The organism is Ochrobactrum sp. PL_is483 (genome assembly GCF_055816855.1).
In genome coordinates, this window is record NZ_JBVPGS010000034.1 from 51789 (window position 1) to 65468 (window position 13680).

At 57.4% G+C, this 13680-nt stretch carries 10 protein-coding genes; 1 reads left to right on the forward strand and 9 read right to left on the reverse strand.

Annotation, left to right across the window (positions count from 1 at the left end; translation table 11 throughout):
* Positions 1-164: 164 nt before the first annotated feature.
* From AC0TNJ_RS10540 to AC0TNJ_RS10575, 8 genes are all read right to left on the reverse strand, one after another.
* Positions 165-2492: a penicillin acylase family protein gene (locus AC0TNJ_RS10540; protein ID WP_473771063.1), complete on the reverse strand. Its 2328-nt coding sequence runs from the start codon at positions 2490-2492 to the stop codon at positions 165-167.
* A 17-nt stretch (positions 2493-2509) separates the two neighbouring features.
* On the reverse strand, positions 2510-3643 hold the full coding sequence (locus AC0TNJ_RS10545) for a M20/M25/M40 family metallo-hydrolase (protein ID WP_473771064.1): 1134 nt from the start codon (positions 3641-3643) through the stop codon (positions 2510-2512).
* Complete coding sequence (locus AC0TNJ_RS10550) at positions 3640-4821, reverse strand: M20 aminoacylase family protein (RefSeq protein ID WP_473771065.1); 1182 nt, start codon at positions 4819-4821, stop codon at positions 3640-3642. Before AC0TNJ_RS10550 ends, AC0TNJ_RS10545 begins: the two co-directional genes overlap by 4 nt.
* Before the next feature lie 59 nt (positions 4822-4880).
* On the reverse strand, positions 4881-6527 hold the full coding sequence (locus tag AC0TNJ_RS10555; protein WP_473771066.1) for an ABC transporter ATP-binding protein: 1647 nt from the start codon (positions 6525-6527) through the stop codon (positions 4881-4883).
* A gap of 1 nt (position 6528) precedes the next feature.
* Complete coding sequence (locus AC0TNJ_RS10560; RefSeq protein WP_473767876.1) at positions 6529-7374, reverse strand: ABC transporter permease; 846 nt, start codon at positions 7372-7374, stop codon at positions 6529-6531.
* A 35-nt stretch (positions 7375-7409) separates the two neighbouring features.
* Complete coding sequence (locus AC0TNJ_RS10565) at positions 7410-8351, reverse strand: ABC transporter permease (RefSeq protein ID WP_122000830.1); 942 nt, start codon at positions 8349-8351, stop codon at positions 7410-7412.
* Between the two features lie 103 nt (positions 8352-8454).
* Positions 8455-10062, reverse strand: coding sequence for an ABC transporter substrate-binding protein (locus AC0TNJ_RS10570; RefSeq protein WP_473767713.1), 1608 nt, complete (start codon positions 10060-10062; stop codon positions 8455-8457).
* Between the two features lie 33 nt (positions 10063-10095).
* A complete protein-coding gene (locus tag AC0TNJ_RS10575; RefSeq protein WP_473771067.1) occupies positions 10096-11595 on the reverse strand; it encodes a M81 family metallopeptidase in 1500 nt (499 codons plus the stop codon).
* Positions 11596-11724: 129 nt separating this feature from the next.
* On the opposite strand from AC0TNJ_RS10575, the gene AC0TNJ_RS10580 reads away from it, so the two are divergent.
* The gene (locus tag AC0TNJ_RS10580) at positions 11725-12579 is read left to right on the forward strand and encodes an IclR family transcriptional regulator (RefSeq protein ID WP_473771068.1); all 855 of its coding nucleotides are present in this window, start codon (positions 11725-11727) and stop codon (positions 12577-12579) included.
* A gap of 353 nt (positions 12580-12932) precedes the next feature.
* Here the strand turns inward: AC0TNJ_RS10580 and AC0TNJ_RS10585 are convergent, their stop codons facing one another.
* Positions 12933-13673 (reverse strand): GntR family transcriptional regulator, encoded by a 741-nt coding sequence (locus AC0TNJ_RS10585; RefSeq protein WP_473771069.1) that lies wholly within the window; start codon positions 13671-13673, stop codon positions 12933-12935.
* Positions 13674-13680: the final 7 nt, after the last annotated feature.

A 13680-nucleotide genomic window follows, 5' to 3' on the forward strand; every position in this document is an offset into this window, starting at 1 on the left:
GGAATTTCGGTCAAAACTTCGGCTTCGTCGTGGCTTTTTCCGCCATACAGACGTTAATCATCGATTTGATCCCAGAATAGGAAGCCTGCATAGCCATCCACAAGTGTCTTATGGAGGATGGCCAGCCCCGATACGACGGAAGGCCGGACGAGCGGCCTTGTTGGCTATGCTTCCAGCATAATCGTGTGCACGGTCGCAGCCTGCACGGCTTTTGGCGAATAGACCAGGGGACAATGGTCGCCCTCAAGCCAGCGAGGAAGAAGGTCCTTATAATGGGGCGAGCCGGGCAGGCCAGACTGTCCCGGATTGTTGACAAACAGGCTGTTGTCCCATTCTCCCACATCGATCACTATCCGAACCGACGGACCAGCCAGAACAGAAAAATCATTGAAGCGGTAATTGGCATAATTGAGAGTGGAGCTGCTACCGCCCAACTCCAAAGCCTCGAGGGACCAAGCCTCCTCCGTCAGAAATTGCAAGGGATGAGACAGCTTGAGTTGATGAACACGGCCCCAAGACCATTCCTCCGGTCTCTCTCCCATCAATGACACGCATTCTGCCCAGGCGTCATCAAGACTTTGTGCAATATCCCTGTGGACGTCAACCGGCACCGCTTCTTCCAGCCATTCCACGATGCTGGGAGCATCGAACGGCATGAGCATCGGAATGATATGGGGCTCCGCGCCCTCCCTTCGGGCGACAAGTGGGCCGAGATGCTTGCTGAGCCAAACTTCAAATAAAGCGGCAGGAGCTGAATTTGCTGCCAGATTACCGTCCCAGTTTCGAAGCAGTTGCCATGCAGCGGTTTCGTCCGTCACTTCCATCGCTTTCAGGCATTTCAGAGCGCGCGCAGCAATCGGCGAAAAGGTCGAACATTGCAATTCCACGCAATCCTCAAGGGAAATCAGCGTATCGCGCGACAGTTCCCGATGCAGCGTGTCATGCCTGCTGCTGTCGAGCCATTCATAGCCAATGGTCGGGCTTGCAGCAGCCCACTCATCCGGTACGTTCATCGCATTGGCGGTCGCGATGAAACCACGCGCGGGATTGATCTCGGACGGACCTGCTTGCGGGAGCAGATAACCGTTCCATTCGTAGCGCCCATCACCGGGAACGGGTAACAAGCCATCCCAATTCTGACGTATGGGCGACGCACCGGAAGGTTTCCATGCAATCTTATTGGTCGTATCCGCGTAAATGTGATTGACGGACGGACAGCCCCATCCATTCAACGCTTCGGCATATTCCGCATAGCTCCTTGCCTTCATGACGGAGAGGCTGGCCATGTAAGGTGCCATACCAGCATCCATCCAGACGGTTCGCAGTCCAAAAGCCCTATTGTTCTCAGCATCCCGATAGATGACAGGACCATGGCGGGTGAACTCCAGCGTCACCGTCTGGTCTGGACAACCTTTTACTGGAACGGCTTCCGCAATGGTCGTGACTTTTTCCCAACCATCCCGATAGGCATATTGTTCAGGATCATCTTCACGGGTCCGATAGACATAGATATCTTCCTGATCCGCCCCGAAAATGGTGAGCCCGAAAGCGGCAGTCCCGTTATGGCCCATCGATATCCCCGGCACCATCGGTTCACCGGCACCGATCACATCAAGGCCCGGCGCAGACAGATGCACTACGTAACGGATAGACGGCAAGACATGCGTTCGATGCGGATCAAGCGCCAGTATCGGGCGCCCTGTAGTGGTTTTCTCGGCTGAGATTGCCCAATTGTTTGAGCCTTCTTCGAAGGAAGCCCTGATGATCTCTCCAGAGGGCGCAACGGTCGTCCAGAGAGCTGCGTTCTCAAGCGTGGCCGCAAGCCTGTCACGGGAAAAGGTCGCCGGACTGACGGCAAGGTTGAAATCACGCAAAACTCGATCCGTCATGATCGCCGGATCAAACCCGTTGACCGGCTTTGAGACAACGCCATGCGACAACTGCTTGCGCAACCTATCAAGCCTTGCGCCAAGCTCGCTTCCAACAGCGGCCATCACCTTTGACCGTAACAATTCGGAAGATGCATTGCGTGTCAGCGAGTGGGTTCGCACACGCACCACATCTTCCGCCTTCCATCGGTCGGGGCGATGGCCAAGCAGCGTAAATTCCGGCGGAAGTGGTATCGAACCCGCATCGCAGGCATCAATATAGGTATTGATCCCGTTGGCGAATGCGGAGCAGATTTCTTCCGAGTGAGGACCGTAGGCTTTCCATTCGGGTGCCATATCGCCACGATAGAGAAACAGCCGCGCTGCCCTGTCCTGTTCGAGATAGCCGGGACCGAAATCCCGCGCCAGCAGACCAAGACCGCGCTTGCGCGCGATATCGATCTGCCAGAGGCGATCACGTGCGGCATTCCAGCCTTGCGCGAAGAAAAGATCATGAAGATTGTTCGCCTGGATATGGGCTACTCCCCACCGGTCCACCCTGATCGCAACATCTTCCTTAAGGCCTGGAACCTCATGGGCTGCAAGTCGCTTCTCGTCGCGCATGGCCGCATCCGTTTTGTTCAGTTGAGCCGCAGAAACAGCCCTGCGTGGAGACGCGCCCGTTCTATCAGGCTGTCCTCGAAGATATGTTCACCCAGGGTATGAAGACCTTCGCCCCGAACGCCGATGGAATCGAGCGTCGGCACGCCAAGCGCGCCTGTGAAATTGCCGTCCGAACCACCGCCCGAACTCTGGGCCGTCATCGTGAACCCGATCTCCTTCGCAATGTCATTGGCGAAGTTGAAGAGCGCCATATCCTGGGGTTGTCCGTGTTCCCAGACGGGGCGCGTCACGCCGCGTGTGACGATGAACTCCACATCATCTTTCTCGCCCGCAAGCGCCATGATGCGAGAAACACCGTCCTCCAGATCCCGCTGGGTCTTGGCCATGCTGAGTGCTTCGGCCTTGCAGCTCGACGAAACGCAATTGACCCATTGTCCGGCCTGAATGACACCGACCGAAAAGGTGCAGTCATCTGTGGTGAGCGCTTCAATATCGATGATCTTTTCCGCCATGCGGCGGATGGCGGAACGGCCTTCCTGAAGCATCCAGCCAGCATGGCTCGGACGTCCAACGGTTTCGAGATTATAGCGCGCAATCGCGTAACGCCCCACGACGGCCCCGCCGTCGCGACGCGCCGGCTCAGGAACAAGCACATATTTGTTTTTTAGTGCTTCCTGTTCGATCAAATCACGTGTGGAGGGCGTTCCGACTTCTTCATCGGGCGTCAGCAGGAACGTCACCGGCAGCTTTGTCGCCAGCCCCGAACGGGCGATCTGGCGCATTGCCTCGAAGGCCACGAAATTGCCGCCCTTCATATCCTGGATGCCCGGCCCGTAAATCTTGCCGTCCTCGCGGCGATAAGGGTTCACATTGATGACGCCGAGCGGATGGACCGTATCGAGGTGGCCGGAAACCAGAATACCCGGCTTGCCTTGATCCGCATGCGGAAAACGGGCGCGCAACGACCCGCCAAAGCCCATGCGTCCGGGTATGATTTCCACGCTCGCACCGGCAGCAGCAAAATCATAGGCCGCAGTGTCAACCATGCGGTTCACAGCGGTCGCGTCGAAGGTCGGACTTTCTGTTTCGATCCATGGACGCAAGCGGGCAATCATATCATCGAGATCAAACGGCAATTCATGCGCACTCATGCGGAAAGTTCCTTATTCACTGGCAAACGGGTTTCCACGATCCGGGCATAGATCGACGATCCGATTGGCAACGTCGCGGGATCGAGCGTAAAGGCGGGATTGTGGAGGGCGGCTTTGCCGCCATGCAGCACATTGATGTAAGCACCGGGAACGCGGGCGAGCATGTCGGCGAAATCTTCGCTGCCCATGAAAGCAGGACAATCCTCGGTCACGTTTTCCTCGCCCAGCACATCGCGTGCTGCGGCGATATAAGCGTCGGTTAATTCATGATCGTTGCGCAGAACATCAAACACGTTGCGGATATCGACATCGACAGTAATGCCGTAACCTGCAGCGATACCGGCACAGATCTCGCGCAGGCGGGTTTCGGCAAGATCGCAGACCCGCTTTTCGAAATAACGGATCGTGCCGGTGATCGTGGCGACTTCCGGCACGATGTTATAGGCGCTGCCGGTATGGAATTGCGTGCAGGAGACGACACAGGCTTCCGTAGCTGGAATATTGCGGGACACGATGGTCTGCAGTTGGCCGACGAGATCGGCACCGATCACCAGCACGTCACGCGCATTATGCGGCTGGGCCGCATGGCTGCCCTTGCCGGTCAGCTTGATGTCGAAAAAGCTGGCGCCCGCCATGGCTGCGCCCTTGCGGATCGCGGCTTTGCCCAGTGTACCAAGAGGCTGATTATGCATTCCATAGATTTCATCACAGGGAAATCGCTCGAAAAGCCCTTCCGAAATCATCCTGCGCGCTCCACCAAGGCCTTCTTCGGCTGGCTGGAAGACGAAAACCGCGCTGCCTTCGAAATTGCGCGTTGCCGCCAGATACTGTGCGGCGCCAAGCAGCATTGTCGTGTGTCCGTCATGACCGCACGCATGCATGCGCCCCGGATTCTGCGAGGTGTAAGGGACGCCGGAAATCTCATCGATGGGCAGTGCGTCCATATCGGCGCGCAGGCCGATGCGGCGATTGCCACCATTGCGCCCCTTCAGTATGCCGACGACGCCGGTGCTGGCGATGCCGGTATGAACTTCATCGAAACCCCATCTTTCCAGCAGACCGGCCACAACGCCGGAAGCGTGTTTCTCCTCGAAGCCAATTTCGGGATGACGATGGAGATCTTCGAAAACCGCGCGCATCTCGCCGGCTTTCTCCTCAATAAACGGTATGATGGGCATGATTTCATTCCTGTTAGAAACTTTGAAGAGGACCAGGGCCGCCACCGGCAGCCCTTCGATCAGGCTGCAGGACGTCCCGCGGCAAAATCCCAGAAGCGGCCCGGGGCGGCTTCGATCAACGAACGCGTATAGTCGTGGGAAGGATTGCCGAGCACGTCCGCGGCGTTACCCTGCTCCACAACCTGGCCGTGCTTCATTACCAGCACTTCATCGCAAATCTGTGCCGCAACACGCAGGTCATGCGTGATGAAAATGATCGCGATGCCGGTATCCTTCTGCAATTCTGCCAGAAGATCGAGAACCTGCGCCTGCACGGAGACATCGAGCGCAGACACGGCTTCGTCGGCAACGAGAATGTCCGGGCGAAGAGCGACGGCACGCGCAATCGCGATGCGCTGGCGCTGTCCGCCCGAAAACTGATGCGGATATCGTTTCAGCGCATCTTCCGGCAATGAAACGATCTTGAGCAAACGCCTCGCTTCGGTGACCGCATCCTCATAGGGAACGCCATAGTTCAGCGGCCCTTCGGTCAGGCTCTGTTCGATGGTCCAGCGGGGATTGAGCGAGCGGAACGGGTCCTGAAAGACGACCTGAAGTTTTTTGCGAAACGGCTTCATGTCGCGTTTTCCAAGATGTGCAATGTCACGTCCACCCACGACGATTTGTCCTTCCGTCGGCTCAATCAGGCGCATGATCGAACGCGCCACAGTGGTTTTGCCTGAACCGGATTCGCCAACAATGCCGAGTGTTCGGCCCGGCTGGAGGTCGAAGCTGACCGCGCGCGATGCCTTGACGCCGGGCTTTCTGCTGAAAAGGCCCCCGCTTCGATAAGTCATACCGAGATCACGCACCCGGATGACGGCTTCGCGCTCTTCCTGCCCGCGCGCAGGGCGAGGAATGAGACTTGGTACGGAGCCAAGCAGATCCTTCGTGTATTGCTGTTGAGGTTCAGACAGAACCTGACGAATGGTGCCACGCTCCACGATTTCGCCGCTGCGCATGACGCAGACCCGGTCCGCGATCTCGGCAACGACGCCCATATCATGCGTGATGAACAGAACCGCTGTTCCGTGCTTTTCCTGTAGCTCCGCGATCAGGGACAGAATCTGCTTCTGTGTCGTCACGTCGAGCGCTGTGGTCGGCTCATCTGCAATCAGAACCACGGGCTCCAGGATAAGCGCCATGGCAATCATGATGCGCTGGCGCTGCCCGCCCGACAACTGATGCGGATAGCTTTGATAGATGCGTTCCACGTCCGGCAGATGGACCTGCTCCATGATATTGATGACTTTGGCACGCTTGGCGGCAGCCGTCAGCCCGGTATGGATATCCAGAACTTCCGTGATCTGCTCTCCGACCCGCATCACAGGATTGAGTGCGGTCATCGGCTCCTGAAAGATCATTGAGATGCGCGTGGCGCGCATCTTCTTCATATCGGCTGGCGAAAGTTGCAGCAGGTCCCGCCCGTCAAGGCGGATTGCACCACCCGTCACGCGCAATGCGTTTTGCGGCAAAAGCCCCATGGCTGTGAGGGATGTGACGGATTTTCCCGAACCCGATTCACCTACGAGACAGACGGTTTCGCCTTTTCGAATATCGAAGCTCACGCCGCGAAGTACAGGCGTGCCGGCGGGAAGTGCCACGGCAAGATTATCCACTTCCAACACGACAGGCTCTGCCGAAAAGTCACGATTTCGCAGTTCCATGTCAGCCCTCCCGCTTTTTCAGGCGCGGATCGAGTGTATCGCGAGCCGCATCGCCCAGAAGGTTGATAGAAAGGACGCATAGCGTCAGCAAAAGTCCCGGCCAGAGCACGATCGACGGCTTGATGCGAAAGAACTGGCGCCCTTCCGCCATGATGTTCCCCCAGGTCGGTATCTCGGTGCTGATGCCAGCTCCGAGAAAGGAAAGAATTGCTTCGGTAAGGATCGCCGATGCAACGATATACGTGCCCTGCACGATCAGCGGTGCCATTGTGTTCGGCAGAAGATGACGAAACAGGATTTTCGGTGTGCTGGAACCGAGCGCCAAGGCGGCCTCGACATAAGGCTCCTCTCTGGCACTGAGAATGACTGAACGGACCAGACGCACCACCCGGGGAATTTCCGGAATGGTGATCGCCACGATCACCGAGCCAATGGAGGGCCCATTGAGCGCGACCAGCGCAATGGCGATCAGGATTGAGGGCATCGCCATCAGAGCATCCATCATGCGCATGATGATTGCATCGGCAGTACGGAAGAAGCCGGCGATAAGACCGATGAATACACCAACCATTATCGAGGAAACCGCCGCGAAAAGCCCGATGAGGAGGGAAATGCGTCCCCCGAGGATCATACGTGAGAAAAGGTCCCGACCGTAATTGTCCGTGCCAAGCAGATATTCGTCCGAGGGTGGCTTGAGGCGCATCATCGGGTTCATGGCCAGTGGATCGTGGGGTGCGATCCACGGAGAGACAAGGGTGAGAAGAATGATTGCGGCGAGAAGCAAGGCAGCAATCAGCGGTCCGATGCCAACGCGGGCGACGCGCGGCAGCGAAAACAGGCGAAGCATCCAGTGCATGCCAGCCGATGTCGAATCTGTGCGCATCAATAACGAATCCTCGGGTCGAACAATGTGTATGAAAGATCGATCAGCAGATTAACGAACACATAGAGTGCACTCGTCAGCAGGATCATGGCCTGAATTACCGGATAATCACGGGCAAGCACCGCATCGACCGTCAGGCGGCCGATACCGGGTATGTTGAAGATGCTTTCGGTAACCACGACGCCGGAGATCAGCAGCGCAAACCCCGTCCCCACAATGGTAACGACAGGCACGGCCGCATTTTTCAAAGCGTGCACGAACAGAAGACGGCGATCACTCACACCCTTGGCGCGCGCGGTGCGGATATAATCCTCGCCCAGAACGTCCAGCATCGCTGCCCGGGTCATGCGGGCGATCAGTGCGATATAGATGGAAGCCAGTGTCAGCGCAGGCAGGATTGCCCGTTCCATGAAGGCGCCCAAACCCGCCGAGATCGGCTTGAACCCCTGTACCGGCAGCCAGCCCAGATTGACCGAAAAGACCAGCAACAGCACATAGCCGACAAGAAAAACCGGGACGGAAAAGCCAAGGACGGAAAAGCTCATTACCAGATAGTCGATCCACGAGCGGTGGCGCCATGCGGCAAGTACACCCATAGGGATAGCAACAAGGACAGCGATGATGATGGTCAGGACAGCGATCGAAATCGTCGGTCCGATGCGCTGCGAAACCATATCAAGAACAGGCACGCCCGAAATCAGTGAAACACCAAGATCGCCCTGAAAGATCCTTCCCATCCATGTGAAATATTGCGTCAGGATCGGTTCATTAAGGCCCATGGCCTCACGAATACGCTCTAATTGCTCCGTCGTCGCAGCATCCCCCGCGAGAATTGCAGCCGGATCGCCCGGCGTCAGTCTCAGGAGGAGGAATACGAAAATCGATACCAGCAACAACACCGGCACCAGTGCAAAAATGCGTTTTAGGAGATAGACAGCCATATGCACGCCCCGCGTGATGCGGAACCGGCAGGAAAAACCGGCTCCGCGGTGGACTGGGAGTTATCGCGCCCGGAACAGATGAGCACGATAACCGCGGGCAAAATTACTCTTCGGTCTTCTTCACGTTCCAGAAGACCGGCACTGGCGAACCCAGCATATCGATGACATTGGCACGACGCCCCTGAGGCGGGTTGTATTCGCCGAGGGGGATGTAGAGTACATTCTCAAGCGTGTGCGCCTGGATCTTCTCGATCACAGCTTTCTGATCTTCAGGCGTCTGAGCTGAAATATACTCTTTCTTCAACGCTTCGATCTTGTCATCCTGCGGCCAGCCGAACCAGCCTTGATCGCCACGGCCATTCAACATGACCGAGTTCAGCGGCGTCCAGATTTCCGGTATCTGCCAATTCGTGAAGAAGATATTCCATCCACCCTTGGACGGTTCGTCCTTGGACGCACGGCGGCCAACCAGCGTTTGCCAATCCATCGGCTGCATATCGACATTAAACCCGGCGGCTCGTAACTGTTGTGCGGCAACAACAGGCTGCGGCGACAGGCTGGTAACATCCGTCGGCTGCATCAGCACAACCGGCTTGCCGTCATAGCCCGCCTTCTGCAACAGCGCCTTCGCTTCTTCGATATTGCCCTGCCCTGTGATGCTCTCGGAACCGACATTGGTGGCATTGGGCGTTCCGCAACCAAAGATCGCCCCACAAACCTTGTAATAGTTCGGATCAGCCATCAGAGCGGCAAGCACCGGCTCCTGCGACATGGCGAGAAAAGCTGCGCGGCGGATATCGGGATTGTCGAAAGGCGGTTGCTTGAAGTTGAGACGGCCCATCGTCTGGTATCCCAGAGGATCTCGCTGCTCCAGCACAACACTGTCGTCACCTTCGAGCAATGGAACAAGATCAACGGGAACCTGCTCGATATAGTCGATCTCGCCGCTGGTCAGGGCGTTTACCGCTGTCTGCGCATCGGTCATCGTGACCCAGCGCACCTTGTCGACATTGACGACCTTGCCGCCAGCCATCCAGTTTGCCGGTTCCTTGCGCGGAACATAATCCTCATTCTTGACGTAGCTCACGCCGACGCCGGGCTGGAACTCACCCGGCACGAATTTGAACGGGCCGGAACCTATGTGTTCGGTGATGGCCGTGTCCGCCGGCGTCGCCGCGATACGCGCGGGCATGATGAAAGGAGGCAGAGCCGCCTGCTTGGCCAGTGTATCGAGGAAGGGCGCAAACGGCTCCTTCAGGGTCCAGACAAGGGTTTTGTCATCGGTCGCCTTGAGTGAATCCGTGATGTCCATGATAAGCTGGCCGCCAGCATCGCGCTTGGACCAGCGCTCCAGTGAAGCCACGGCATCAGCCGCCGTGACAGGCGCTCCATCGTGGAATTTCAGACCGTCGCGCAGCGTGAAAGTATAGACCTTCTTGTCGTCTGAAACGGTCCAGTCGGCCATCTGCGGCTGCGGCTTGAAGTTCTCGTCTACGGCGATCAACACGTCATAGATCATATAGGCATGATCGCGCGTGATATGCGCAGTCGTGATTATCGGATCGAGAATGCGCAAATCCGAATGCATCACGGCCGTGAGCGTGGTTTCCGCCCATGCGTTGCCAGCGCCCAGAGCAAACAAGGAAGCGGCAACGCCATATTTCAGCCTGCGAAGAACGGGGCCAGGTTCAGGAGATTTGAAAAACTGCATCTGCTTGGGTTCCTCTGAAGGTTGTTTTTGTTTTTATTTAAATTCCGGTCCGAGCGGCTCCAGCCGTATGCCCGAACGCAAATTTTTCCATGACAGTCTGGCCGGGCTGAGCGGCATCGCGCCCGGTGCGGTGCAGACCAGAAGTTGTTCGGCTATGGGTGCAAAGTCTGCACGAAAATGTACCGAGCTCTTGTTGACGAGAATGGCTTCCTTCTCCGGCTCGATACCCACCATGCGATAAAGCGCACGATCGGCCATCTGGGCGAGATTGGTGGTGACGACGATCCGTGTGCCGCCCAGACGCAGGCAGGCTGACGGCCCCATGTTCAGCCAGGTTCCACCATAATAGGGTCCTGTCGCATGAGCCTTGCCGTCGGAAAGCTTTTCCACGGTAAACAGGGCCTTGAACGGCGCGTCGCCCTCTATCCCCGACTTGCCGCCGAGCGCGATTTCCACCGCCGCTCCCTCTCCGGCCTGATGTGCAATCCTTGCCGCTTCCGGGTCGTGAATGCAGCCGATGGAAGCCCGCTCCGCGCCACAGGCAACGAGTGCGCGAAGCATCCCGGTTGTATCGGAACTACCACCTGCTCCCGGATTATCCTGGGTATCCGCGATGATGATCGGTCGGCGCGCATCCCGCGCCAGCTCAATCGCCTTCGCCACTCCCTCCTCCGGCTGATAGGCCGTACCGGCAAAGGAAGGTTCGGCCGCGGCCAATGCGGCAGTGATCGCGTCTGCATGGGCCTCAACTGCCGCTCGATCCCAACCATAGGCGAAAACCGACGGCCCGCATTCGGCAAAGTCTGCCGCCGGAAAGCCCATGAACAAGGATGCCGTCAGCACATTCTCAGGCAGCTCCGCCGTCATGGCATAAAGGCCTTTGGCTGGCTCCTCATCCGTACATTGCCAGGCAATCGGGATCAGGTAATCCCCCTGCCGCATTGCCTTGTGCAAGCCCTTCGGCTTGTCCATCAAAGCCTGCAACGCCTGTGCCGCTCGATAGCCGGTTTCGGCCATATCAACATGCGGATAGGTGCGAAAACCCACCATCACATCGCAATGTTCGAACATCCTTCGCGTGATATTGCCGTGGAGATCAAGGGCGACAGCTATCGGTTCGGTCGGGCGAACCGCACGGACTCGCTGAAGAAGCTCCCCTTCGCCATCGTCGACATGGGCGGCGACCATAGCACCATGCAAGTCGATGAAGATTCCGTCGAGCCGGCCGCAATCCTTAAGCCCTTCGACAATTTCCGAAACGATGGCTTCATAGGCATCCCGGGTGACCGGGGCGGATGGAATGGCGCCGGCCCACAAGATGGGAACGACTTCCCACCCCGCTTCGCGAGCGAAATCCAGCGCACCGGCAATCCCGAGATTTACATTACGCGCATTTTGAAGAACCGCCTCGCCGCGAGACAGCGGAATATATCCGCCTCCCTGGACAAACGCCGCCATATCTGCTGGCGCCGAGGCGAAGGTGTTCGTTTCATGCAAGAAGCCAGCCACAGCCACGCGCTTGAGCACGAGCATACTCCCATCTACCGATTTATCCCCAGAGCGAAACCGTGTATCTGTCAGCGATACATCTATATTGTTTTTAATGATAGGAATCAATTTTGCTCCTTGTCAATCTATGAATGGCGACTAAAGCTTGTTCCCATGAACCAATTTCGCGACCTGACCGGACTGTCCACTTTCGACCCTGACGAAGCGGATGAATTCAAAAACGACCCCTTGTTTCTACGTTCGGTTGCGCGCACGGTCGCTGTGCTGTCCGCCTTCCAGAGCGCTCGGCACCCGCTATCCCTTACGCAGATAGCGACCGCGTCGGGACTTGATCGCAGCGCGACGCAGCGCATCGTCAATTCGCTTATGAAGCTCGGCATGGTTGCGCGGGACCCGGAGGATCGCGGCTATCTTCCCGGCTTGCGAATTCTCGATATGACACATGATTTTCTGCGGCTGAACCCGATGCTGCAGCGAGCCAATCCGGTTATGCTGGAACTGCGCCGAAGGGTGCGCGAACGCGTGGATCTATCGCTTTTCGATGATATACGGCTGGTCTATGCCCTGCGTATGCCGTCAAAACACGAAGTCTTTAGCGCTACCATCGTTGGCAATGCGGTTCCCACTTACTGCACGGCGGGCGGCATCGCAGTCCTGTCGCGCCTGCCGGACGACCGGATTGCGGATATCGTAAACCGTTCCGACCTCACCCCGTTCACGCCCTATACGATCACCGATCTTGCTGGCGTAATGGAACAGGTCGATGCGACGCGCAGACGGGGACACTCCGTTCTCTGCCGTCAGTTGCTGGCCCACGAAATAGCAATCGGCGCGCCCGTTACTGATGCAAAGGGCGTGCCCATCGGAGCAATCCATATCGCCGGCAATTTACAGGAATGGTCGGTAGAAAGCTTCAGCGACAATTTTGGGCCCTTGATTGAAAATGCCGCCCGCACGGTTTCCGAGCGTCCCAGGCCTTTCGACGCCAGAAACGCACCCGTCGCCTAATCCGGCCCCGACGATCTCCTGGTTTCGGCCAGAGCCCTTCGGCGTAACCGATTGAACGGATTTTCCCCTCGCTTCATCTTCCCTCCTGAAGCGGCCAGGAGACGAAATAGCGAGTACCGAGATTTTCGACCATCAGCGGTGATGGTTGCGGGATATCTCGGCACAGCACCCCAGCCTTTCCGCGCTATTTTGAAAGAAGCAGTCTGACCTCAATGGTTCAAGGCGCGCTTGAACAGAGGGCCGTGAGCTGCAATGGCTATCTCGCTATAAGTGAGTTCGGCCCAGGGCCTATGTGTCCGGCTAGCTCGCCGAAGTCGCCAATCACAGTTTTCCGCAGTATGACGCGATCGAAATCAGCCTCGGTTCGCACCTTTTTCTGTACTTACGAGATGGCCAGGCTGGAACGCCACCCTGGCGGTTGTGATGGGGCCCAGGGCATTCCAGGTCGTGCGATGCATGATCAGCAATGCCTGCCCTGGTTCAGTCTGTAGCAATCTGGCATCGCGGCGATTGGCATTTTCGGCTGAAAATGTCAGGTCAGCTCTCAAATAAGGCGCGTTGCGCACCAGCCATTCATTGGCATTCAGTTGCCAGAAATCCGCCTTTTCAAGTTCAGGTGATGCGCGCAGATTGACCCAGCGGTCCTCCAGTTGGAAGGGCTGGCCGTTGCCGTAATGCACTGCCCGCATATGAACGAGAATCTCCCCTTCCGGAAGGCCGAGCCGCGCCGCAATCTCTGCCGGGATCGGACTTTTTCGCTGTGCTACGACGCGATAACTGTAGACCATGCCGGCCTGTTCGACCTGTTCACGCACAATCGAGATTGAGACTGTCGCCTTGCGCACCGGATCAATCGCTATACGGGTACCGGCTCGGCGGCGGCGATCCAACAATCCTTCGTCGGCCAGAAGCTGCAATGCCTTGTTGACGGTTGCTCGCGCGACGTCAAACTCGATCGCAAGATCGGCCTCGTCCGGAATTCGGTCGCCCTGACGCCATTCAAGTTCAACGATGCGGCGCCGCACTTCGCTGGCAATTTTCTGTGCTTTTGGAGACGTAGAGCCCAGATGGCCGCCAGATCGCTTGTCGATCACATGCACT

Coding starts and splice junctions, on each gene's coding strand:
- AC0TNJ_RS10565 (WP_122000830.1), bottom strand. CDS start 8,351: ATGGCTGTCTATCTCCTAAAACGCATTTTTGCACTGGTGCCGGTGTTG.
- AC0TNJ_RS10575 (WP_473771067.1), bottom strand. CDS start 11,595: ATGCTCGTGCTCAAGCGCGTGGCTGTGGCTGGCTTCTTGCATGAAACG.
- AC0TNJ_RS10545 (WP_473771064.1), bottom strand. CDS start 3,643: ATGAGTGCGCATGAATTGCCGTTTGATCTCGATGATATGATTGCCCGC.
- AC0TNJ_RS10570 (WP_473767713.1), bottom strand. CDS start 10,062: ATGCAGTTTTTCAAATCTCCTGAACCTGGCCCCGTTCTTCGCAGGCTG.
- AC0TNJ_RS10580 (WP_473771068.1), top strand. CDS start 11,725: ATGAACCAATTTCGCGACCTGACCGGACTGTCCACTTTCGACCCTGAC.
- AC0TNJ_RS10540 (WP_473771063.1), bottom strand. CDS start 2,492: ATGCGCGACGAGAAGCGACTTGCAGCCCATGAGGTTCCAGGCCTTAAG.
- AC0TNJ_RS10555 (WP_473771066.1), bottom strand. CDS start 6,527: ATGGAACTGCGAAATCGTGACTTTTCGGCAGAGCCTGTCGTGTTGGAA.
- AC0TNJ_RS10550 (WP_473771065.1), bottom strand. CDS start 4,821: ATGCCCATCATACCGTTTATTGAGGAGAAAGCCGGCGAGATGCGCGCG.
- AC0TNJ_RS10560 (WP_473767876.1), bottom strand. CDS start 7,374: ATGCTTCGCCTGTTTTCGCTGCCGCGCGTCGCCCGCGTTGGCATCGGA.